A 23,729-nucleotide genomic window follows, 5' to 3' on the forward strand; every position below is an offset into this window, starting at 1 on the left:
TTTACTATATAACTATCATTATTACTAAATATGACACACTACACATTCTACTCAAGGAGGTACATAATGAAGAAATTATATAATGCATCGTTTACGTATTTGATTATCGGTTTATTATCAGGGATTTTCGCTAGGGAGTATGGTAAGTATAAAGGGATTTTAGGATCTACTTTGTTAAATCTTTTGCATACACATACACTTGTACTTGGCTTTTTCTTCTTTTTAATTGCTTTAGGATTAGCAAAAGTATTCGCGTTTCATGAAGTGAAAGGGTTTAATAAGTGGTTTGTTTTACATAACATTGCATTAACATTAATGTTAGGTTCGCTAGCAGCGAGAGGGCTTCTTCAGTTAAATGGAGCTGACTTTAAAGGGTTAACTTATATTGTAGGGTTTTCTCATTCGTTGATGGCAGTTACTTTAATTTGGTTTATGTTGTTAGTAAAGAAATCGTTTAAAATGTAGTGAAAAAGAACTTGTAGCGTGTGCTGCAGGTTCTTTTTTGTATGTTTAGGTTTAAAAAACTCATTTTTCTAATTATTTTGTATAAAGATGGTATACTTGTTTTAAATTTAAAAAGGAGAGTTGATTATGGAAATAATAATTGAACATGTAGTAAATGAATTAAAAGGCATACTTCCTGAAGATCGAGTAGTAATAAATATGACAGTACGAGAGTTACATAGTAAAGATGAATCTTACCATGTTAGTAGTTTACCTGATGTAGTTGTTTTTCCAAAAACGACCGAAGAAGTTAGCGCGATAATGAAAATAGCGAGTCAGCACGGAACAGCTGTCGTTCCATTTGGAGTAGGGTCCAGTTTAGAGGGACATGTAATTCCTTACGAAAAAGGAATTACAATGGACTTTTCTCTTATGAACAAAATACTTGAAATAAGAGAAAAGGATTTTCTTGTGAGAGTACAGCCAGGGGTGACGCGCTCTCAACTTAATAAAGAATTGAAAAAGTATGGATTATTTTTTAGTGTAGACCCAGGAGCTGATGCAACGTTAGGAGGAATGGCTGCTACAAATGCGAGCGGAACGACAGCGGTAAAGTATGGGGTAATGCGTGATCAAGTCCGAGATTTAGAAGTCGTTCTTGCTGATGGAGTAGTAATACATACCGGGAATTTAGCGGCAAAGTCATCATCAGGTTATCATTTAAATGGTATTTTCGTAGGCTCAGAAGGAACACTTGGATGTTTCACGGAGTTAACTTTAAAAGTATACGGTATACCAGAACATGTTATGGCTGCGAGGGCATCGTTTCCAACTATAAATGATGCAGTAGAAGCTGTAATTAACATATTACAGGCAGGTATTCCAATCGCGAGAATTGAACTCGTTGATGAATTATCTATGAAACAAGTAAATCATTACAATGAAACAAGTTACAGAGAAGAACCGACACTGTTTTTAGAGTTTCACGGCAATGAAGCAGGGTTAAAGCAAGATATTGAATTTACGAAAGAAATCGTTCTTGATCATAAATGTATAGAAATTGCGTTTGAGATGGAAACAGCAGCGAGAAATAAACTGTGGGATGCAAGACATAACTTAGCGTACTCTTACGTGCATAGTTATCCTGGTAAAAAGCTAATGAGTACAGACGTATGTGTGCCAATTTCGGAATTAGCTGGAGCGATTCAACATGCGAAAGAGGTATTAGATAAAGTAGGGCTTATTGGCGGTATTCTCGGTCATGTTGGGGATGGGAATTTCCATGTACTTTTAATGATTGATACAAATGATAAAGAGGAAGTGAAGAAGGCAGACGAAATAAATGAAAGTATCGTTCAGTATGCTCTTAAACGAGGAGGAACGTGTACAGGAGAACATGGCGTTGGAATCGGAAAACGAAAGTATCAAGAAGAAGAGCATGGGGCAGCATTATTTGTAATGGAGAAAATAAAGAAAGCTCTTGATCCGCAAAATATTTTGAATCCGAATAAGGTGTTTCAATTAAAAGATAGGGGCTGAGTGGATGAAAGTACTAGAAGCGATAAGTAATGTAGCTGGAAAGTATTTTGCATTTTGGACCGGCTGCTGCACTCCCAAGTGTATTAGCGGCAGTATGGCATAACATTGCAGGGCCAATATTAGCAACCATCTGGTCAAAAAATGCAAAGAACACTTTCAGCGATGAAAATGTATCAATAAATATAGAAAAATAGGAATGATAAATAATGCAAAAACGTATTGTACATTTTGAAGGAATGGTTGTATTTTTAGCCACGATTTATATGTATTCGATATATGAGTTTAGTTGGATTATATTTTTTGTATTCCTTTTAGCGCCGGATCTATCAATGTTAGCATATGGGATTAATAATCACGTTGGTGCGAAAATATATAATGTATGTCACACATATATCATATCCATATTAATTGTTCTAATAGGTGTCTATTTTAAGATAGATACCGTTATAATGATTGGCTTAATATGGACAGCACATATTGGAATGGATCGAATGTTTGGATATGGATTGAAATATGAGACGGATTTTAAGGATACTCATATTCAGAGGTTATAAGAAAAAGTATTCATATTTACAGCGGATTTATTAAAATATTGAACGAAATTCAGTGAATGAATTTCGTTCAATTGTTGAGGAATATATATATAGATAGATATAAATAATCGAATTATGTTATTTTTATGATAATTAAAAGAAGGAGAGTGGATTTGATGAATATACAAATCACTGGCAATGAATTAATTACTAAGATGCTGAATGATTGGTATCGAGATATTAGAGCTCAACGTATAAGTGAAGCAAAAAAATTAAAAGGGGAGATCGATAAAAAGCTTTATATTATCGAATCAGATGTAAAGGTTTTATTTCACTATTATCTGTTAGAATTTCGATATAAAGTGTTAATAGATGGTTTAGGTAATTTGAAAAAAGCTTTTGATAAAATAGATGCATTGCCTAAACCAAATGATGAATATTCTAATTATTATTATTATTTATTCAAAGCCATTCATTATACAATTCTTACTAATTATAGTGAAGCTAGCAACTATTTTGAAAAAGCTGAAGGGTTATTAGAGCATATTTCAGATGAAATTGAATATGCAGAGTTTAATTATAGAGTTGCTATATTAAAATACCACTTGCATTACGCATATTCAGCTATTGAATACGCTTCAAAAGCAAGAGATATCTTTGTTAAACAAGCAGGGTATGAAGTGAACATAGCGCTGTGCGAAAATATATTAGGATTATCTTTTTCGGAATTAAAGCAGCATGATAAAGGTGAGGAATATATTGCGTCAGCAATAAACATTTTACAAAAAAATGATGCTGAAATGTTAGTATTAAGAATCAGACATAATTTAGGTTTATTGTATGCGAGTCAAAATCTTTCAGTTTTAGCAATTAGACACTTATCTGAGGTTTCTAAAAAAATGCCTACTCATTATAAGGCAATCTTTTTAGAGGCAAGAGAATATTATAAATTAGGTGAAATAGAAAAAGCGAAGGAATTAATTGAAAGTGGATTGAAGGTTTGTGAGGAATTAAAAAATGATGAATATAGATATCACTTTTTAATTCTAAAGGGATTTTGTCAGCATTTAGAGGTAGAAAAAATAGAAAAAATTATTCTCGAAGGTTTTTCTTACTTTGAAAGAAAGAATTTATCGGAGTATATTCACGAATATACTGAAAGTCTGGCATTAGAGTTTCATAAAGTAGGTAATATAGAAAAAGCAGAAAAGTATTTTTTTATGAGTTATGAAATAAAAAAGAGAATATTTGAAAAAGAAGCATTGAAATAAAGAAAAAACTTGGATTATCTATAATGGGAATAGCAGCTGGAGTTATGGGGTTTTATGGTAGAAGGTCTTTGTAATAAATTAGCTCAAAGTGGATATGGTGGAACGTTTATAATTATAAAACCTAATGAAAATCCATATGCTGTCTCTGAAGATACAACGATGCCTGCAAAACAAATCTTCTATTGAACGTGGGTAATTAAACAAGTCACAAATTATAATTTGTGACTTGTTTAAGGTTGGATACTAAATGTGTTGCTTTCAATATTGAAAGCAACTTTTAAGTTTGTGATTAATAGTTAACTTAATAAATTTTTGGGTTAAAATAAAAACAAATTTTTAATCAAGTGCCACAAAAAGTACGATAAGGGCGATTCGTCGGTGCAGGCGGAGCGCAGTATTCTTCTTGATCTGTAGAATACGCATAAGGGTTTGATAAAGCTTCAAGAAGTTTCTCCATTACGCTATAGTCGTCATTTGTAACAGCTGCTTCTAATGCTTCTTCTACACGGTGGTTCCTCGGGATGATTGATGGGTTATTATTTTTCATCATCTCGTAGGCGTTTTCTTTCGATTGTTCTTGTCTGTCTAATCGAGATTGCCACAGTTTGTACCATTCTTTAAATTCAGGACTTTCAAATAGAGCTGTATTTTCGATAGCATCAAGAGTTAATGAACGGAATGTATTTGTGTAATCCGCTTTATATTTCTCCATCATTTTTAAAAGTTGCTTAATAAGTGAGTGATCTTGTTCTTCGTTGCTAAATAGTCCTAATTTCTTTTTCATTCCAAGGAACCACTGTTTTTCATACTGTACGCTAAATTTCGAAATTTCGTCTTGAGCGATTTTTAATGCTTCTTCTTCATCTTCGTGCAGAATTGGTATTAAAGATTCAGCTAGTCGTGCTAGATCCCATGCGGCCATATATGGTTGATTTCCATATGCATAACGACCTTGTGTGTCAATAGAGCTAAATACAGTTCCTTGGTCGTAATTGTCCATAAATGCACAAGGACCGTAATCAATTGTTTCGCCACTGATCGTTATATTGTCAGTGTTCATTACGCCGTGAATAAATCCAACAAGTTGCCATTTTGCGATAAGACTGGCTTGTCTTTTAATGACTTCTTGTAGTAATGCAGTATATCGGTTTTCATGAGATTCAATTTCTCGGTAATGCCTTTTTATCGTATAGTCAGCTAGTGATTTCAGGTCCTCTATTGAACCACGAGCTGCAGCATATTGAAATGTACCGACGCGAATATGGCTACTAGCTACTCTAGTTAAAATTGCTCCAGGTAACTTTGTTTCACGATAGGTTGGTTCACCGGTTGTGACAACTGCTAAACTGCGGGTAGTTGGAATATCGAGTGCATACATTGCTTCGCTAATAATATATTCACGTAGCATCGGACCGAGTGCAGCACGGCCATCTCCTCGGCGTGAATAGGGAGTAGGGCCAGAACCTTTCAGTTGAATATCGAAACGCTCACCTGAAGGAGTAATTTGTTCGCCAATTAAAAGAGCACGACCGTCGCCTAACATATTAAAATGTCCGAATTGATGACCAGCATATGCTTGAGCTAATGGATGAGCTCCTTCTGGGAGTGCATTACCAGCGAAAATAGCAATTTCAGCTTCCTTTTTCAGTTCTTCAGGGGTCAAGCCAAGAGATATCGCTAATGAATGGTTTAGTTTAACTAACTCCGGTGAACTTACGGGAGTAGGGGGGATTTCTGTATAAAATGATTGTGGTAAAGTCGTATAACTATTATCTAAATTCCAACCTGTTTCATTATTTTTAGTCATTGTATCTCCTCCTTTTTGTATTTTAAGTTATGTATTTGTACGTATGTATTCTTTGTAAAGTTAACTAAAAGTATAATATAATATTTCCCCTTGCAATCTATTGTAAGGACTTCATTGCACTATGTCTATTTAACAGCAAATTTAAAACCTCCATTTTAAGAAAATGGAGGTTTTATTATTATTTAATTTTTACAATTATTTTTCCTTTTGCTCTTCCAGACTCTGAATATTCCATTGCTTTTTGTGCATCTTCAAAAGGGAAAACTCGATCGATTACCGGTTTAATTTTTCCGGCTTCAATATAGTTTGCAATAGTACGTAATTGATCCCCGCTTGGCTTCATAAATAAAAATGAATATTGAGCATTATGCTTTTTTTCAAGTGCAGTAAGTTTTTTGCTGGCTAATGAAAATAAGAGAGTTTTAAAGAATCCTGAACCAAATTCTTTACCGAAGCGAGCATTCGGCATGCCTGAAACGGAAACAATGTTTCCTCCCCTTTTTATAATATTGAATGATTTTTCAAGTGTTGCACCGCCGATTGTATCAAATACGGCATCATAATTTTTTAGTATATCTTCAAATTTCTCTGTTTTGTAATTAATAATTTCATCTGCGCCAAGAGACGTTACTAAATTCGCACCAGCTTCACTAGCAGTCGTTGTAACAATGGCACCCATTATTTTTGCTAGCTGAATAGCGAAAGTACCAACACCACCGGATCCGGCGTGAATTAAAATCTTTTGTCCTTTTTGTAATTGCATGATGTCATGTAATGCTTGATATGATGTTAAGCCAACGAGTGGAATCGAAGCAGCTTCCTCAAAACTTAAATTTTTCGGTTTTAAAGCTATATCATCTTCATGAATGGCTATATACTCCGCGAAAGTACCAATCTTATTTTTTCTTGGACGAGCATATATTTCATCACCAACTTTAAAACGAGTTACTTTTGATCCAACCTTCGTGATGACACCGGCAAAGTCGTTACCAAGGATTAGGGGCATTTCATATTTCAGTAACATTTTTACTTTTCCGTCGCGTATTTTAAAATCAATTGGGTTAATGCTAGCTGCATGAATTTCTGCGAGCACTTCATACTCATTTATTTCAGGAGTAGGTACCTCTGCCATACGCATTGGGACTTTTCCATATCTATCAATTATCATTGCTTTCATTTCTTATACCTCCAAGTTTTAATAAAAGTTTTGCAATAGCTTCTCAATATCTAATACAAGATTTTTTAATAAACCTAATTTTGTACGTATATCAATATAATAAAAATTCTTTGTACCTTCTTTTCTCATTAAAATAATGCCAGCTTCTCGTAAAATCTTAAGGTGATGTGATACTGCTGGACGGGAAAGGTGTGTTTGCTTCGTGATTTCTCCTACACGTAATCCTGTTTGACATTCCGTTTCCATTAGCACTAATAAAATAGCTTGACGCGTTTCATCACCAATTGCCAATAATACTTTTTGAGAATCAATAAAATCTTTTTTTATAATATTTAATTGTTCTTGTTTATTCATTTCAATCACTTTGCCTCCAGGTAATTAGTCGAAAGGTTTAAGATGATGAACCATTACTTCGATACGGTAATGCTACATGATTGTTGTATGAGGTGCAATATTGAGAAAGAAAATCGAGACGAATGAATTTTTTATTGTTGAAAATTATAGGGAGATAGAAAAGGGATTGGAAGGACTACATAACACAATAGATGAGGTTTTAAAAACAAAAAATGATGTAACAATAAAATAAGCGGTCGTAACCTTGTATAATCCATAAGGTTACGACCGCTTATAATGTTTGTATTATTTTTGAATTTTACGATAGAACATGGTTCAACGTAAAGTACGTTCTTTTGTTTTACACTTTCATACAGACACAATTCAGGTGGATTATAGATGTATGAAAAGGTAAAAGGAATTTTGGGGCGTAATCTATCTATATGATAATTCAAAATGAAATATAAGTCTATATTTTAATGTTTTTTTTGATTATATTTATGTCACTGAGCTCAGAACAATGATTTGGAGGGGAAATATATGAAATCGAATTATGTACCAGTTTTAATTGTTGGAGGGGGATTATCTGGGTTAGCGTCTGCGTTATTTCTTGCAAAACATAACATTGAGTACTTACTTATTGAAAGGCATCCGTCTACTGCCATTCATCCGAAAGCAGGCGGTCTTACTTTACGTACAATGGAGTTATTTCGAGAATTAGGCTTGGAAAAAAGAATTAAATTGGCAGGTAAAGCATTAGAGAACTGCCGAGGAAGAATAGCGGTTTATACAATAGCTGAGGCGAATAAAGAAGAATTGGAACAAATGAGAGCGACACAATACGGAAACGATGAAGAGTTACTTCAAAAAATAGAAAAGATTAGTCCATCAAAACAAACTGCGTGTTATCAAATTATTTTAGAAGAGATGATGTTACAAGAAGCGAAAACATTAGGCGGGCAACTATCTTTTTATCATGAATTAGTTTCATTTGAACAAAATAAAAACGGGGTAAAAGCAAAGATTCGAAATCGTGAAACAGAAAAAGAAAGTGTCATACATTGTGACTATGTAATTGCAGCAGATGGAGTGAAAAGTAAAATACGTGAGCAGTTAGGGATTAAAACTGAGGGGCGTGGAACCATTGGTGGCTATTATATGAATATTTATTTTGAAGCAGACTTAAGTGAGTTTATACAAGGAGACGCATTCGGTTTTTCTATGGTACTTCATCCAGAGGTTCTTGGTACACTGATCCCAGTAGATAACGTGAAAAAATGGATTTACCATGTAGCCTACGATCCATTAAAAGGAGAGGGACCAGAGGATTTCACGATGGAACGTTGTAAACAAATTATTGAAATAGCAATTGGAAGTACAAATGTTGAGTCAGAAATATTAAGTGTTTTACCGTGGGAAGCGGCCGAAAGTACAGCAATGAAATTTCAAGGAAATCGAGTCTTTCTAGTTGGAGATTCAGCACATATTATGCCGCCAACAGGCGGATTTGGTTCAAATACAGGAATACAAGATGCGCATAACTTAGCTTGGAAATTAGCGGCTGTTATAAAAGGGAAGGCAAAACCAAAATTGTTAGAAACATATCATGAAGAGAGACACTCTGTTGCAAAATTAACGACAGCTTATGCAAGTAGTTTACTGTTTCGTGCTGCGAATAGAGAGGAAGGCAGTTTGAATAATATGGATGGTTTAGCTGTTACAGTTGGATATCAGTATTGTTCAGAGGCAATTATAGATGATTCAGTCACTCCGCATAGAATGGATAGCATAGAGTTGAACGGAAGACCTGGAACGCGAGCGCCACATTTATGGGGAACGTATGAAGGGAAGAAAGTTTCTACATTAGACTTATTCGGTAACAGTTTTGTATTACTTACAGGAGTAGAAAATAGTTCTTGGGCTGAGGCAGCACATGCTGTTTCAGCTAAATTAGGAATAAATATAAAAGGGTATCGTGTTGGCTTAAGTGGAGACTTTGTTGTTCCAGAAGATATTTTTAGCAAATTATATGGTATAGAGAATGGAGGTGCTGTATTAATTAGACCAGATGGCTTTATCGGATGGCGTTCGGAAAAAACGGTAGTAAATCCAGATATAGTATCGGAAGAGGTAATGAGAAATTTATTATGTGATTTTTAAGTAACTACAGAAATATTGTTTTATGTGCTTCACTCTACTGAAAAAAATATTCACAAATTTCAATAGGTTTGATATGATTAAATTCGACAAGTTAATAGAGGCCGGAGATATTTGAGAAAAGCCATAAATTTATTTAGGGATACAGGAGTGTAGCCTAAATAATTTATGGCTTTTTTTATTGAATGAACCGTACAAAATAGGGAGTTACATGTGAAAAGGAGGGCTATAGGAATTAAATAGGATAATACTAGTTTTTTATATTAATAATATAGAGAAAGTATATTTATAAGAGTGGAATTTTAATATAGGTTTATAAAAATAATGAAAGTGTGTCTTCTATTTCGTGTAAATCTCATTAGCTTGTTGAAATTTGCAACGTAGGAAGGGTTAGAAGGATGAGAAAGATTATTAGCGTTTTAGTTATTTTCTTTATGACGGGAAGCATCTTTGCTGGGGGAGCTGTTCATGCAAAGGCAGAAGGAAAGCATGAGGGGAATGCGAATAAGTTTTTAAATATTGCACATCGCGGAGCAAGTGGACATGCACCTGAGCATACTTTTGCTTCTTATAATCTAGTGAAAAAAATGAAAGCGGATTATTTAGAGTTAGATATCCAATTAACAAAGGATGGCCAATTAATTGCAATGCATGATACAGCAGTTGATCGCACTACAAATGGAACAGGCGAAGTACGCGATAAAACGTTAAGTGAAATAAAGAGTTTAGATGCTGGATCATGGTTTAATAAAGCGTATCCAGAAAAGGCTAAGCAAGAGTATGTTGGGCAAAAGGTTCCAACTCTTGAAGAAATCTTCCAAAAGTATGGAAGAAGTATGAAGTATTATATTGAAACAAAATCACCAGATGTGTATCCAGGAATGGAAGAGAAATTGTTGGCGTTGTTACAAAAATATAATTTAGTAGGCCAAAACATGTCTTCTAGCCGTGTTATGATTCAATCATTTAGTAAAGATAGTTTGAAAAAGATTCATAGTATGAATGAAAATATTCCGTTAGTTCAATTGCTTTGGTATTATCCAAATGAAAACAATGAAATTGTTGAATGGTCTGGCATTACACATGAACCGAAAAGTGTAACAAATGATGATTTTCAAGAAATTAAAAAGTATGCAGCTGGTATTGGACCAAACTTACGTAATGATAACGGGGAACTAATTATTGATGAGTCATATATGAAAATGGCTAGGAAAAATGGACTGTTAATTCACCCTTATACAATTAATGAGAAACCAGATATGAGACTGTTAATCAAATGGGGTGCTACAGGAATGTTTACAAATTATCCGGATCGATTACATAGTGTATTGAAGGAAAAATAAGTGGAAAAGGGTATACCAGTGTTTTAGGTATACCCTTTTTAATCTAACTCTCCAATAAACAGAATCTCTTTTTCATAGCATTCATCTGCATCATAAATAATTTCTTGAAAGTGAAGCGTTTTGAAGGAATGACAAACTGACATTTCCCATGTCTCCCAAAAATCAATTTCATTTGAAAGAAGAATCCATTTTTGAAATTCACTATTTCTATTAAAGAAATTATGAAAATAGTCCTCATTTTTAAATATAATGATTTGCGAATCCCACAAATTATTTATAGAAATCAAAACAACAACTCGATATGTATGTGTATCGCTCGGTTTCATATTTATTAAATGATTTGCTTGATTTAATAAGGTTTGAATACATAACCGTTTTACTTTTCTAGGTGTTTTACGAGAGTCAATAAAAGCTTGCGAAACTGGCAATAGCATATTCCAATATTCATCGTTATAGAAAGTAGAAGGGAACGTTTTTGTATGTTCCTCAATTCGCTGTATCATAGTGTTTGTTTTTCGGTTCATACCACGTATTTTCTTTTCACGCATTGTGAGTCATCTCCATAAATTTTTGTAATGCAGCAGAGTGATATATATCTTTTCTAGTAATAAAAGTAGTAGGAACTTTTTTGAAGCTATTTGGTAAAGGATTGAATGATACGTCATGTTTATGACCACTTAAAATAGACTTCATCATAATTGCTATGCCCATACCTGATTTTACACATGCGAGAATCTCTTCAATTGTTCCAAACTCTAATACTCGCTTAGGTGAAATTCCTTCTTCTTGAAGCCAATCTTCTAATAAATTTCTATAATAGCACCCATGACTAAATGCAAGTAAATTCATGTCTCCTATGTCTTTAAAGGAAGATAAAGGCTTTTTGCTAATGAGAACTAATTCTTCTTCACGAAATATATTTGTATGAAGTTCAGCATGCTGAGTAGAGCCAGCTATAAACGCTCCGTCCAGTTTTCGTTCTAGTACAAGCCTAATCAATTGTTCCGTCGTATTTGATTCTAAAATCAATTCGACTTTTGAGTATTTCTCATAATAGGCTGTTAATATAGATGGAAGTCTTACAGCGGTTGTAGATTCTGTACATCCAATTTTTAAAGTGCCTCTTGGTTCGATCCCATTACTTTGAACTGCTTTAACAGATTGATCCATTAAGTAGATAATTTGTTTGGCGTATGTTAATAAAATCTCACCGTTAGAAGTTAAAGTTACACCTTTTCCGTTTCGGTAAAATAAAGGCACACCTAATTCGTTTTCTAGTTGTTTCATACGCATTGTTACGCCAGACTGTACATAGTTTAAATTTTTAGCTGCGTGAGATATGTTTTTTTCTTTCGCAACTTCGTAAAATACAGTTAAATCTTTTATATCCAAGTATCATCCCTCCAGAAAAGGTATCATTTTTTTTGATGAATTACATGATAAATCTTTATTTTATATGATATCAGAACTTTCATACAATGGAAGGGGATGGAGGGATTATTGTGTTAATGGAAGAAAGGGTGAATAGTACTTATAAGTGGGTTATGTTAATTTTTGCGACGGTTGCTCAAACAACAGCGACACTTATAACGTATGGTGTTGGAGCGTTTGCTTTATTTTGGAAAGAAGAATATGCACTTACGAATACGGAGATTGGATTGTTAGTAAGTGTTGTAAATATAGGACCGCTATTTTGTATGCTTTTTGTCGGGCGGCTACTTGATCAATACAATGAAAAGTTGTTAATTTCGATAAGTTCATTTTTACTAGGAGGTTCGTTTTTACTCACTAATATGGTCAATGGATTTAATGGGTTACTCTTTGTACTTTTATTAGTAGGAACGTTTTATAGTGTTTCGCAGCCAGGAGGAAGTAAGGTGATAATGAAGTGGTTCTCAAAAGAAAATCGCGGGTTAGCGATGGGGATTAGACAAGTCGGTATACCGATTGGTGGTACATTAGCGGGAGTATTGATCCCGTTTCTTACAATAAAATATAATATGGCCTATGCGGTAAATAGTATTGCATGTATTTGTATAATTGGAGGGTTTTTATTTTTTATATTTTATAAGGAACCATATATTCAAGAGAAAGTTAAACAAGAACGTAGTAAACTTTCTTTTTGGATGCAGTTAAAAGAAGTGATGTGTAAAAAAGAGTTATATGCAATTTATATAACTGGCATTTGTATGATTTCATTGCAAATGGTGTTAGTTGCGCACTTTATAAAATTTTTAGTATTGGAACAATCAATCACGCCAATTTTAGCTGGAAAAGTATTTTCCGTTATGTTCTTTTCTGGAATGGTTGGTAGGGTTATATTAGCAGCTACTAGTGATTTATTTTATAAGGGGAATAGGCGTACCCTCTTATTTATAACTGTTTGTATTTCTATTTTCTTCATTCTAATATTAGTAATGAGCATACATACAATAACGAATGTATTGTATGGTGTAAGTGCATTGTTAGGGTTCTTTGCAATTGGATGGTTTAGCCTTTTCATAACTGAAGTTGCGGAATCAGCAAGTGAAGAATCGGTAGGGATGACAGTGAGTTTTGCACTTACATTAAATCAAATTGCCATTATTGCTGCGCCTGCTTTATTTGGTTATATTGTAGATAAGAAGGGATATACGTATGCGTGGTTATGCATAGTTGTATTACTAACTATTTCAGCGGTTAGCTTATATAGGAAGTATAGAAAATGAAGGAATGTTAGCAATGTAAATTTTTTATGAAGAAAGTCTAAAGAAATGTTGAATGAGCGACATTTCTTTTTTATTTGTTGTATAATCAAAATGTAAATGAGATTCGTTTTCAATTTCGTTCATTACCTCTTTTGAAATTACCTGTAATTTTAGCCATAATTAGCTGTTTTTCTTTATCGTTATTTGCATGATTTATTTTATTTAAAAATTTTTCAGCATCATTTCCTTTTAATACCATAATCTGTTTTCTGTAATATTCAATTAATACCATGTTATTTTTTGTTATCCGATAATGAAACATCTTATCATCTAAACGATTGCGTTTATCGGTGTTTTTCATATTACATCTCCATTCTTTTTAGTATGTAACAAATGTTACAAAAGAATTTGAAATTATAGTGTAATGCATCCGATTGTATGTTGGAAATTTTGCAAGAAAGAAATACAATAGAGAGTAGTCAAAATTGAAAATGAGAAAAAGGAATCTAGTTTTAACAGAGTGAATATTAAATAATATTATAATATACTTGATAATTAAAAGATATAAAATAGAATGGATGTACGTTAAGTGAAACTAGATAAAAGAGGGTTCCTAGTATGTTAAAGAAATGGTTAATCGTTTTCTTTATTTTTGCTGTTTTTTGTGGAAGTGTTGTTACACTAATACATGCAAATAAAGGAAAAAAATATGATACAAAGGCATTTTCTAATGTAAATAGTAAGCAAAAAGATGTTAAGCAGGAAGTTGATGCGAATGAGAAAAAGCGTTATGAAATTGCAGCTGGAAAACTAGATCAGTACTTAAAAGATAAAGGATTTAATGGGAGTGTTCTTGTAGCAAGTAAAGGTCATGTAATTTTACGAAAAGGCTACGGTTATGCGAATGTGAAAGATCAAGTATTAACAACGCCAAGAACGAAATATCGCATTGGGTCTATTACGAAAACAGTAGTTGCAATATCTATTATGCAACTAAAAGAAAAAGGGAAGTTGAACATTGAAGACAATGTAAATAAATATATCCCATCGTTTCCGGCAGATAAAAACATTACGTTACGAAACTTGTTAACACATACGTCTGGATTACCAGAACAGGGACAAGGTAGTGTTGACGCAGCATCACGGTTAAAACTAGTAACGTGGATTGGGGCACAAACGTTACAATTTCCAGCAGGGACAGGATGGAAATATACAGATTATAATTATATGGTGCTTGCATATATTGTAGAAAAAATATCGAATAAACCACTTGCTGAATATGTGAAAGAAAATATTTTGACTCCCGTTGAAATGAATGAATCTGGAATGGGCGCAACACTTCCAGAAGATATTTTCTTAGCAGAAGGGTATACGAAAAAAGATAATAAGTTAATAGCCACGCCGCGCTTAAAAATGAACTGGCTGTATGGTTGTGGTGAAATGTATACGACTGTTGAAGATATGAAAAAATTAGATGAAGCTATTATGGATGGTAAACTACTTTCTAAACAAAGTGTATCAGATATGTTTTCTGCATCACCTGCAAGAAAATATGGATTTAGTTTCTATATTTACCCAGATTATTATCATAACCACGGTGTATTAGCTGGCTGGAACACTTTTAATAATTTTAACTGGGATAAACGAACGTTTGTCATATTATTTTCTAACGTCCAAAATGGTATGAATGACGCATTTAATCAAGAATTTAGGAAAATGGCGAATGATTTAATAGAAGGAAAGTAATTATAAAAAAATCGGTATTGATATGTAATTATCAATACCGATTTTTTTATTTTGTAAAGTTTTACTTACTGAATAAAGTGAAACTTTAATCAGCAGGGCCCCACCTAACTTCTTTGCTTTCGCTGAATTTTGAGGTGGGGGTCTTACTGCCCACAAATGGCGGGATAAATAGGTAAAAAAGGTGATTGGCATTTGAATAAATCTAAATAGGTAGTTAAATGATAAGTAATGCAAAGAACAATTGGTAATTTTTACATTGATAAAAAAGCTTGAGCTTCACACTATGTGAAGCTTTACAGTATTGGAGACAAGAACAGGAGGTTGGAAAAATGAAAAAAGCAATAAAGTTTTGTTTAATAGCTACATTATCTACAACGATTATTAGTGGATGCTCTTTTGAGGGTAACAATGAAAATGTTAAAGGGAAAGAAGGAGAAAAAGTAGAGGTACAGAAAAATGCTGGGAAATATACGATGCCAGATGAAAAAGATAAACATGAAGGTACATGGCTGCAATGGCCACATGAATACACATATGGTGAAGAGTATAAGCAGGAAGTTGAACCTATTTGGGTTAAGATGGCAAGTGCTTTAACTGAGGGTGAGAAAGTTCACATTGTTGCATATGACCAGGAAGAAAAGGAGAGAATCAATAAGCTTTTAACAGATGAAGGGTTAAATATGGAGAAGATTGATTTCTTTATCGCGCCTACTGATGATGTATGGGCAAGGGATAGTGGACCAATTTTTGTTTATGACAGCAACAAAAATCTCAAAATATTAGATCCAGCATTTAATGGTTGGGGGAAGAAGACACCTTATAAAAATGATGCTCAAATACGTAAGAATGTTAGTAAACAATCAGGAATTGAAAGAATTGATTGGGGGAAATTTGTCCTTGAAGGCGGCGCAATTGAATTAGACAGCAATGGGACTGCTTTATTAACTCGAAGTGCGGTAACGAATAAAAATAGAAATCCTGATTTATCAGAAAAGGAAATTGAAAAATATATAAGTGACCTTGGGGTATCAAACTTTATTTGGTTAGACGGAGTACCTAATTTAGATATTACGGACTTTCATATTGATGGATTTGCTAAATTCCATAATAAATCTACCATTGTAACGATGAAAGAAGATGACCTAGCTGAATGGGGTTTATCTAATAAAGATATGGATACATTGTTAGATGCCAAAAATGCTTCAGGACAGAAATATAAGTATGAATACTTGCCGCTTAGTAAAGAAAAGGTTGCTTTAGAGAATGGAAAAACTCTCGATTATAAGGGATCGTATATCAATTATTATATTGGGAATACAGTTGTATTAGTGCCTAATTATAATGATCCGAATGATAAAATCGCAAACGATACGATTCAGAAGTTATACCCAGATCGTAAAGTAGTCGGTATTGATGTGAGGGAGTTGTATAAAAACGGCGGTATGATACATTGTGTGACACAACAACAACCAATTGCATTGAAGTAATTAATTGTAATTTCGTTGTGCTGCTATATAGACAAAATAGGTGGAATCTTATTACCTATTTTGTCATTCCTTATTATTTATAAAAATAAATTTAAATATAATGATGAATGAATTGTAGTGTATATTCGCTTTTCGTTTTATATGGTAAAGGAGAAAAATGTTTGTGTTAAAGAATTTTAAAATAGTGTTTTCGTATTTCCCTATCGTTTTACAGTACATTTTAAATGTAGCTTTAATTTGCTTAGGGGTTGTTCTAAGTGTGTTTCTTATGAAAGAAGTCATTCAGTTTATACAAGAACTGAAATTGGATGGTAATGAATCTAGTTATCATTTAATTGATAGTATCGTCGTATTCTTTTTGTACTTTGAATTCATCGTAATGATTATAAAGTATTTTCAAATGAATTTTCATTTTCCATTACGATATTTTATATATATAGGTATAACAGCTATTGTGCGTCTCATCATTATAGATCACGATAGTCCGTTAGATTTATTGTTATATGCCTGTGCAATCTTTGTATTAATTAGTGCATTGTTCATTGCGAATTCTAAAATGATGCGTCGGGATTTAGAATAGTAAACATTTGTTGTTGAATTAAATAAGATATTTTATCTTTTTGCAAAAAAGGAGTAACGGTATTGAAAGAAATAATCTTAACCAGCCTCATAATGATAGGGTTTATGATTCTATTATTTAATTGTATACTTTCATGATTTAAAAGAATAAAAGGTTAATAGAGAAAGAGGTTTTTGTAAATATGATTCATTACAATAATCAAAATAGTTTACATTTATAAGTTTTGCATTCATAGGTATTGAAGCAATAGGGGTTGAAATTGAAGATCCCTTTGGTCAGGATCCAAATGATCTTCCGCTAGAAGGAATTTGTATAGGAGTAGAAGCGCATTTAGTGAATTTATATAATCAAAACGATCTATTAGAAGTAATGGGTTTGAATCTTGATACAAAAATCATTTAATCATTTATTGTTGTTTTAAAATAGGTTATTTAAAAAACTTGTCAAGAGTCAATTTAAGGCTTAACGTCAGCTTTATATTTTTTATATAAATATATAATATTTCTCCATGCTATAATCCATTCATGAAATATACGCGGTTCATGAGTTGTAATGAAAAGAGAAATGAATTGAGGAATAGTTGGCTTTGTGAAATCAGTTATGTAACTACTATTAAAAAGCGAGGTAAATAATATGGAACAAAAACATAATGGGATTATTTTTACTGCAATACCAGACGAATCGAATGAATATTATCAACCATTTTATGAAGACTTGATTTACTTTAATGAATGTTTAAATGAAAAGAAATCAATTGCGGATCAACTTATATCTTTATCTGTTGAAGAACAAGACTTTCATACGAGCTGTTTTGAGTATGATGATATTTGGCTAAGAGATGTTGCACCGGTTGTCACAAATCATCTAGTTAAATTTAAATATCGACCAAATTATTTGCCAGATGATCAAGGGCGATATTTAGATCAACAGTTTAATAAATGGTTGAAAAAGAATGACTTTGAATATGTGAAATCCCCATTAATATTAGATGGTGGTAATCTTATTTGGAATAAAAAGATACCGTAATATTAACAGAACGTATATTTGATGATAACGATGATTGGACAGAAGAGGAAATTATTGAGCAGTTAGAATGGGATTTAGATGTGAGTCGAGTTATTATTATTCCTGCTGAAGAAGGGGATGTACTAGCACACGCAGACGGAATGGTTAAATTTATTGATGAACATACAATGTTTATTAGTGATTTTTTAGGAGATCATGAATTTAGATATAGTGTTCAAGAGATTATTCAAGAACAAATGCCAGAAGCTGAATTTATAGTTGTTCCTTCATCATATACAGAGAAAGGACAATATGATCAAGAGATAGCATCAGCAAAAGGGTTGTATATAAATATGTTAGAATCATGTGATGCTCTTTATGTTCCTAAGTTTGGACTAGCCAAAGATGAGGAAGTTTTACGATATATTCAACAGTATACGGAGAAGCAAGTTATTCAAATTCATGTAGGAGAAATATCAACAATGGGAGGTGCAATGAATTGTTTAACGTGGTATTGTCCAAGCCATTTGTTACCTTCGAAAATGAGAAGATTGAAAAATCAGAATGAAGATTTTTCAATGAAGAAGATTTTTGATTGGTTTTAATAAATAAGTAATGAAAAGAAAATATATTCAAGGAGTATTGATATGTATACCATCGCTGAGTTTTCTCGGATTTGTAAAATGAGTACGCGGATGTTAAGACATTATGACAAAGAGGAGATATTAAAACCGGCATATGTGAATCCGGTTAATGGGTATAGGTATTATGAACAAGAGCAGCTGGAAGTAGCATTGAAAATAAAAAAGTTAAGGGAGTATAAATTTCCTCTTCCAAAAATTAAAATTGTTTTGCAGTCATCGGATCAAGATTCGTTTGTTCAACATATACAATCACAAATTATCGAGTTGTCTCATGAAGTGAAGCAAAATTTACAGGTTATTTCAGAAATGAATGAAATGGTAATGGTGAATAGTAGTCTAAATATTGCTCGCCATAGAAGTTACGATATATTAATGGGAATGAGGAACGAAGTAACGATAATTACTCAAAGAGTAAAAATAGATATAGATGATATAGATGATTATTTTTATGACTTATATGAAGAGGTACAAAAAAATAACTTTCAAATAGTCGGTTCGCCATCTGCAGTCTTTTATGATGAAGAATATATTCCAAGTAACAGTGATATTGAATTAAGAATCCCGGTTATGCAGGGGAATGATGAAGATGTAGTACAAGAATATGAAATGAAAAAACTAAGTCCACATCAAATCGTTACTACTATGCATTATGGAAGTTACGACTATATAGGTTACGCTTATATAGCGTTAGAAGAATGGGTTGAAAAAAATGGGTATGTAATAGTTAATTCGCCATATGAGGTTTATATAAAGGGACCTGAATGTGATTATTTAGCAGAAGAGTATGTGACACAAATTTGTTTTTTAGTTACGAAAATAGAATGAGAATAAGGATTGACATTAACATTATGTCAATCCTTATTCTACGTACGAAAGCAATTTATCATAATAAAAAGGCGAAATAAAGAGTCACCTTATAAAGTTGCTACAAGTAAATGAAGATATTCCTGTTGACCTTAACACGATGTCAAAGTATAGACTGTACGTACATTCATATAAGGGGTGAACACGTATGAGAAATATAGAAAATAGTTTGTTTTATATGCCTGCGGAATGGGAGAAACATGAAGGTACATGGCTCCAATGGCCACATGATAAAGCACATAGAGGTGAAGGTTATAGAGCTAAGTTAGATGATATTTGGATATCGATGGCAAAGGAGCTTCACTATGGAGAAAATGTCCATATTGTTGTATGTGATGAAGAAGAGAAAATACATGTCCAATCGAAGTTAATGGAAGCTAATGTAAATATGGATAAAATTGATTTCTTAATTCAAGAAACTGATGATATTTGGATAAGAGATAACGGACCAATCTTTGTAACGGATAAGGAAGGGAATCGCTGCCTAACGCACTGGATATTTAATGGTTGGGGAAATAAATATCCGTACGAAAAAGACGCTAATATTCCGAATAAAATAAGTGAAATGTATCGCATTCCAAAAGTTGAATCTAGTGTCTGTCTAGAGGGCGGGGGAATTGAGATAAACGGAAACGCGACCTTAATGGCGGCGAAAACGTCTATTATAAATGAAAATCGAAATCCCACACTAAGTCAGAAAGAAATTGAAATGGAATTAACGAAATATTTAGGAGTAACGAATTTTATATGGATAACTGGTATACGCGGAGAAGATAATTATGATGAAGATACGGATTATCATATTGATGGCGCGGCACGGTTTGTAAATGAAAATACGATACTGTATGAATATGATCCTTTCGGTGAAGGAGAGCCATACCTTTTGGAGGCGTACGAAAAGCATTATCAAGAATTACGACAAGCGAAAAATATAGATGGAAAGCCATTTCAGCTCATTCCAGTACCAGTAACAAGAAAAGTGGTAAAAGAAGCAGACTGTAAGGGTTCATATTTGAATTTTTATATTGGTAATGAAGTTGTATTAGTTCCTGTATATGGTGATGAACATGACAAGTTAGGGCTGCAAATTATTGAAGGTCAGTTTCCAGGAAGAAGAATTGTCGGTATTTATGTGAATGAATTGTATGCGTATGGTGGTATGATTCACTGTGTGACGCAGCAGCATATAGAATAGAGTAATTCAAATGAAAAAGCATGCAGAGCATATACTCTGCATGCTTTTTATAATGCTGAAAACTCCTCAACAAGTTGAGTGAATTGTTTCAATGCACTTTCAATCGGTTCTGGCGTAGTTAAATCAACACCAGCTTTTTTCAATAGGTTTAGTGGATAATCAGAACTTCCACCTTTCAGGAATTCAATATAATTTTTCTGAGCATTCGGATCACCGCTTAATAGTTTATCAGCGATTTGAATGGCAGATGCGAATCCAGTTGCATATTTGTATACGTAAAACGGGCGATAGAAATGAGGGATTCTAGCCCATCCGTATTTTACTTCTTCATCAAATACAAGTGAATCACCGTTATATTCTTTAAATAGCTTTTCATAAATTTCACTGAATACTTGTGCATTTAATGGTTTACCTTGTTCAGCCATTTCATGTGTGATTTTTTCAAATTCTGCAAACATAATTTGTGTAAAGAAAGTACCTTTAAATTTCTCAATAAAATGGTTAACTAAATGGTTACGTACGTTCGTTTCTTTTGCTTCTTTTAATAAATAGTGAATTAATAACACTTCATTTACTGTTGAAGCGACTTCTGCGACAAAGATAGAATAATGTGCAGAAATTCTTGGTTGGTATCCATGTGAATAGTGCGTATGCATACCGTGTCCGCATTCATGAGTAAGAGTGAACAGGCTGTTTAAATCATCGTGATGATTTAAAAGAATGAAAGGGTGAACACCATATACACCAAAGTTATAAGCACCAGAACGTTTTCCTGGTGTTTCCCTTACGTCTATATATCTTTTATCTTTAAAACTTTTTAATGTTTCAATATATTCTTCTCCTAAAGGAGCTAGTGATGCAATCATAATGTCAAATGCTTCACTATATGGAATGTCTTGTTTTGCACCTTCTACTAAATCGACGCCTAAGTCGTATTGTCTTAGTTCATCTACGTTTAATTTTTCTTTTCGAATTTCATTGTATGTATGTAATGTTTGAATGTTTTTTTTCGTTGTATCAATTAGGTTTTCATATACTTCTTTCGGAACCATATCGCCAAATAATGATTTCTCTAGCGCTGATGGATAGTTTCTTAGCTTCGAAACAGTAACATTATTTTTAATAGCAGCGGATAAAGTAGATGCGATGGAATTCTTTAACTGAACATATGGTTTGTAATATGCTTTATAAGCTTCTTTACGCTTTTCACGATTCGTATCTTCTATTAACTTTGCATACATTCCGCGTGTTAAGTTCACTTTTTCTCCATCGTCAGTCGTCACTTCACCAAATAATATATCTGCATTGTTTAACATACCAAATGTGTGCTGTGGAGAAGAAAGAGCTTCACCCATCTGTGATAAAATTGCTTCTTGGTCCTTATTCAATACGTGTTTTTTATAACGATATAATTCAAATAAGTCTTCTTTATAATATTGTAAGCCTTCTGTTTCTTCTATGTAAGAATGTAATGTGCTTTCGTCTATGCTAAGTAAGAAGGGGGAAAAGAAAGATTTAGCTGCACTTACTTTCACGTGTAATTGTGATACTTTATCGACAAGAGATTGTGCGTCAGTATCGCGTGTATCAAGGTCAGATTGTAATCGTGCATAAGCGAACATTAAAGATATTATGCTAGAAATTTCTTCACTCTTCGTTAAATAAGCTAATAAACTATTGCCATCGTGAATATTGCCATTAAACTCGTGTAATTCCTTCGTTAATACTTCAATTTTATGAAAATCACTTTCCCAATCTTCAATTGTATGGTAAATGTCTGTTAAATCCCATTTTTCTATATCAGCTACTTGTAATCGATCTTTAAGTTCTGTCATAATCATTTCCTTTCTAAACATGTAGTTATATTTCTATATAACTATGAAATACAACAAATTGCAAAAAATCCCTGCTGAAAATTGAAAAGCCTTGCTAAAATAACAAGGCTTACATACTTATAGTGTAATTCCAAATTTTGAATGTAAAAGGTTTGTATATTGCATGTCTGTAACGGTTTCTTTCGTTTTTTTACCATTTTTCGCTACTGTAAGGCTATCTTTCGTTAAAGAGGCATGCCCATCTTCAGTTAGTTTTACAATAAGAGGTACTTTATTAAAGGGTGATCCTTCATGTTCAACGATAATTTTTTGTGCTGTATTTGCTTTTTCTTCATCCACTTCTTCTATATAAAATGCATAGCCTAACGTCCAATCATCAGCAGCAGATTGATCCAAGAACTCATTGTTTTTCCGCATCTCTAAAATGTAGTTTCCCTTTTCGGTCATTTCTTTACGAATACGATAATCTCCTGTAGCAGAGTGAATGACTTCACCTGAGAAAGGGACAGGGGCAAGAGGTAAGTATGATCCGAATCCTACTTCAATTAAATAAAGTTCATTATGATGGGTTAAAACGGTTGCGATATGGCCAGAATCAACAGCCCATATGGAGTTTGCAGCGTTATAAACTGTTCCTGAAACGAGATGAACATCGAATCCAGAATCTTTCAGGAAGTAATACATAGTAGGATTGAGTTCATAACAAAGACCGCCACGGTTATTTACTAAAATTTTCTCTTTCAAATTTTCTTTTGATATTTCTTTAAAATTCTTTTCGAGAATATTTAAGTTTTCAAAAGGAACAGTTTGTGCCATTGCGTACATAATGTTAGATAAATCTTCAAATAAAACTGTGTCTTTTTCTTCTATATGTAATCGTGCGAAAAATTGTTTTTGAAAGTCTGTCATCGAAATCCCTCCGTTATGCTTTTATAGGTAAATTGTAAACAATCTTGAATAGGATGTGAAATTAAAACTACGTTGAATATTTGAAATTAGATTAAAAATAATATGGGAGAGTGAGAGATTGCTACTTTACTAACGGTGGGACGAATATTATAATAATTCTGATAAAATACGCA

22 protein-coding genes and 3 pseudogenes are annotated in these 23,729 nt (G+C 33.1%); 17 read left to right on the forward strand and 8 right to left on the reverse strand.

The features are described from left to right. Positions 1–66: 66 nt before the first annotated feature. The 6 genes and pseudogenes from ACTFRM_RS08140 (at position 67) to ACTFRM_RS08165 (ending at position 3,973) form a co-directional block, all read left to right on the forward strand. Positions 67–465 (forward strand): DUF2871 family protein, encoded by a 399-nt coding sequence (locus ACTFRM_RS08140; protein ID WP_000737893.1) that lies wholly within the window; start codon positions 67–69, stop codon positions 463–465. Between the two features lie 126 nt (positions 466–591). Continuing rightward, positions 592–1,983: an FAD-binding oxidoreductase gene (locus ACTFRM_RS08145; protein ID WP_440043176.1), complete on the forward strand. Its 1,392-nt coding sequence runs from the start codon at positions 592–594 to the stop codon at positions 1,981–1,983. A gap of 50 nt (positions 1,984–2,033) precedes the next feature. Next, positions 2,034–2,177 (forward strand): annotated as a pseudogene (locus ACTFRM_RS08150) (bile acid:sodium symporter family protein); the annotation flags it as partial. 12 nt (positions 2,178–2,189) lie between these two features. Then, the gene (locus ACTFRM_RS08155) at positions 2,190–2,537 is read left to right on the forward strand and encodes a DUF4260 domain-containing protein (RefSeq protein ID WP_001172063.1); all 348 of its coding nucleotides are present in this window, start codon (positions 2,190–2,192) and stop codon (positions 2,535–2,537) included. Positions 2,538–2,692: 155 nt separating this feature from the next. Beyond that, positions 2,693–3,787, forward strand: coding sequence for a histidine kinase (locus ACTFRM_RS08160; protein ID WP_048519228.1), 1,095 nt, complete (start codon positions 2,693–2,695; stop codon positions 3,785–3,787). A 54-nt stretch (positions 3,788–3,841) separates the two neighbouring features. Then, positions 3,842–3,973, forward strand: a complete 132-nt coding sequence (locus tag ACTFRM_RS08165) for a hypothetical protein (protein WP_000229167.1) — start codon at positions 3,842–3,844, stop codon at positions 3,971–3,973. Positions 3,974–4,127: 154 nt separating this feature from the next. On the opposite strand, the gene ACTFRM_RS08170 is transcribed toward ACTFRM_RS08165, so the two are convergent. The 3 genes from ACTFRM_RS08170 to ACTFRM_RS08180 all read right to left on the reverse strand — a co-directional run bounded on the left by ACTFRM_RS08170 (position 4,128) and on the right by ACTFRM_RS08180 (position 7,134). Then, positions 4,128–5,594, reverse strand: coding sequence for a protein adenylyltransferase SelO (locus tag ACTFRM_RS08170; RefSeq protein WP_440043177.1), 1,467 nt, complete (start codon positions 5,592–5,594; stop codon positions 4,128–4,130). A 178-nt stretch (positions 5,595–5,772) separates the two neighbouring features. Beyond that, positions 5,773–6,771: an NADP-dependent oxidoreductase gene (locus ACTFRM_RS08175; RefSeq protein WP_000646438.1), complete on the reverse strand. Its 999-nt coding sequence runs from the start codon at positions 6,769–6,771 to the stop codon at positions 5,773–5,775. An 18-nt stretch (positions 6,772–6,789) separates the two neighbouring features. Then, entirely contained in the window at positions 6,790–7,134 is a 345-nt protein-coding gene (locus ACTFRM_RS08180) for an ArsR/SmtB family transcription factor (protein ID WP_000571870.1), read from the reverse strand. A 91-nt stretch (positions 7,135–7,225) separates the two neighbouring features. Between ACTFRM_RS08180 and ACTFRM_RS08185 the strand changes: the two genes are divergently transcribed. The 3 genes from ACTFRM_RS08185 (at position 7,226) to ACTFRM_RS08195 (ending at position 10,604) form a co-directional block, all read left to right on the forward strand. After that, entirely contained in the window at positions 7,226–7,357 is a 132-nt protein-coding gene (locus ACTFRM_RS08185; protein ID WP_001227549.1) for a hypothetical protein, read from the forward strand. A 287-nt stretch (positions 7,358–7,644) separates the two neighbouring features. Continuing rightward, a complete protein-coding gene (locus tag ACTFRM_RS08190; RefSeq protein WP_440043178.1) occupies positions 7,645–9,264 on the forward strand; it encodes an FAD-dependent oxidoreductase in 1,620 nt (539 codons plus the stop codon). 395 nt (positions 9,265–9,659) lie between these two features. Then, positions 9,660–10,604 carry a glycerophosphodiester phosphodiesterase gene (locus ACTFRM_RS08195; RefSeq protein ID WP_098400787.1) on the forward strand — a complete coding sequence of 315 codons (945 nt, stop codon included), beginning with the start codon at positions 9,660–9,662 and terminating at the stop codon, positions 10,602–10,604. A gap of 38 nt (positions 10,605–10,642) precedes the next feature. On the opposite strand, the gene ACTFRM_RS08200 is transcribed toward ACTFRM_RS08195, so the two are convergent. Both ACTFRM_RS08200 and ACTFRM_RS08205 read right to left on the reverse strand, forming a co-directional pair. After that, the gene (locus tag ACTFRM_RS08200; RefSeq protein ID WP_440043179.1) at positions 10,643–11,152 is read right to left on the reverse strand and encodes a DUF3916 domain-containing protein; all 510 of its coding nucleotides are present in this window, start codon (positions 11,150–11,152) and stop codon (positions 10,643–10,645) included. Further along, positions 11,145–11,996, reverse strand: coding sequence for a LysR family transcriptional regulator (locus ACTFRM_RS08205; RefSeq protein ID WP_440043180.1), 852 nt, complete (start codon positions 11,994–11,996; stop codon positions 11,145–11,147). The genes ACTFRM_RS08200 and ACTFRM_RS08205 overlap by 8 nt, the downstream gene beginning before the upstream one ends. Positions 11,997–12,082: 86 nt before the next feature. Between ACTFRM_RS08205 and ACTFRM_RS08210 the strand changes: the two genes are divergently transcribed. Beyond that, positions 12,083–13,312, forward strand: coding sequence for an MFS transporter (locus tag ACTFRM_RS08210; RefSeq protein ID WP_440043182.1), 1,230 nt, complete (start codon positions 12,083–12,085; stop codon positions 13,310–13,312). A 109-nt stretch (positions 13,313–13,421) separates the two neighbouring features. On the opposite strand, the gene ACTFRM_RS08215 is transcribed toward ACTFRM_RS08210, so the two are convergent. After that, the gene (locus ACTFRM_RS08215) at positions 13,422–13,652 is read right to left on the reverse strand and encodes a hypothetical protein (RefSeq protein ID WP_006923428.1); all 231 of its coding nucleotides are present in this window, start codon (positions 13,650–13,652) and stop codon (positions 13,422–13,424) included. A gap of 257 nt (positions 13,653–13,909) precedes the next feature. On the opposite strand from ACTFRM_RS08215, the gene ACTFRM_RS08220 reads away from it, so the two are divergent. From ACTFRM_RS08220 to ACTFRM_RS08250, 7 genes and pseudogenes are all read left to right on the forward strand, one after another. Continuing rightward, positions 13,910–15,037, forward strand: coding sequence for a serine hydrolase domain-containing protein (locus tag ACTFRM_RS08220; RefSeq protein WP_134207868.1), 1,128 nt, complete (start codon positions 13,910–13,912; stop codon positions 15,035–15,037). Between the two features lie 329 nt (positions 15,038–15,366). Then, positions 15,367–16,524, forward strand: a complete 1,158-nt coding sequence (locus ACTFRM_RS08225) for an agmatine deiminase family protein (RefSeq protein ID WP_016080772.1) — start codon at positions 15,367–15,369, stop codon at positions 16,522–16,524. 163 nt (positions 16,525–16,687) lie between these two features. Beyond that, a complete protein-coding gene (gene psiE, locus ACTFRM_RS08230) occupies positions 16,688–17,104 on the forward strand; it encodes a phosphate-starvation-inducible protein PsiE (protein ID WP_000916570.1) in 417 nt (138 codons plus the stop codon). 210 nt (positions 17,105–17,314) lie between these two features. Next, positions 17,315–17,506: pseudogene (locus tag ACTFRM_RS08235) on the forward strand (bestrophin family ion channel); the annotation flags it as partial. A 231-nt stretch (positions 17,507–17,737) separates the two neighbouring features. Further along, positions 17,738–18,714: pseudogene (locus ACTFRM_RS08240) on the forward strand (agmatine deiminase family protein). 42 nt (positions 18,715–18,756) lie between these two features. Next, on the forward strand, positions 18,757–19,578 hold the full coding sequence (locus tag ACTFRM_RS08245) for a MerR family transcriptional regulator (RefSeq protein ID WP_440043185.1): 822 nt from the start codon (positions 18,757–18,759) through the stop codon (positions 19,576–19,578). Between the two features lie 187 nt (positions 19,579–19,765). Beyond that, positions 19,766–20,812: an agmatine deiminase family protein gene (locus ACTFRM_RS08250; protein ID WP_078386501.1), complete on the forward strand. Its 1,047-nt coding sequence runs from the start codon at positions 19,766–19,768 to the stop codon at positions 20,810–20,812. 47 nt (positions 20,813–20,859) lie between these two features. Here the strand turns inward: ACTFRM_RS08250 and pepF are convergent, their stop codons facing one another. Both pepF and ACTFRM_RS08260 read right to left on the reverse strand, forming a co-directional pair. Continuing rightward, the gene (gene pepF / locus ACTFRM_RS08255) at positions 20,860–22,647 is read right to left on the reverse strand and encodes an oligoendopeptidase F (protein ID WP_000137534.1); all 1,788 of its coding nucleotides are present in this window, start codon (positions 22,645–22,647) and stop codon (positions 20,860–20,862) included. Positions 22,648–22,764: 117 nt separating this feature from the next. Then, complete coding sequence (locus ACTFRM_RS08260; RefSeq protein ID WP_000129185.1) at positions 22,765–23,556, reverse strand: arylamine N-acetyltransferase family protein; 792 nt, start codon at positions 23,554–23,556, stop codon at positions 22,765–22,767. Positions 23,557–23,729: the final 173 nt, after the last annotated feature.

This window comes from Bacillus cereus group sp. MYBK227-1 (assembly GCF_051916325.1).
In the GTDB taxonomy this organism is placed as follows: domain Bacteria; phylum Bacillota; class Bacilli; order Bacillales; family Bacillaceae_G; genus Bacillus_A; species Bacillus_A cereus.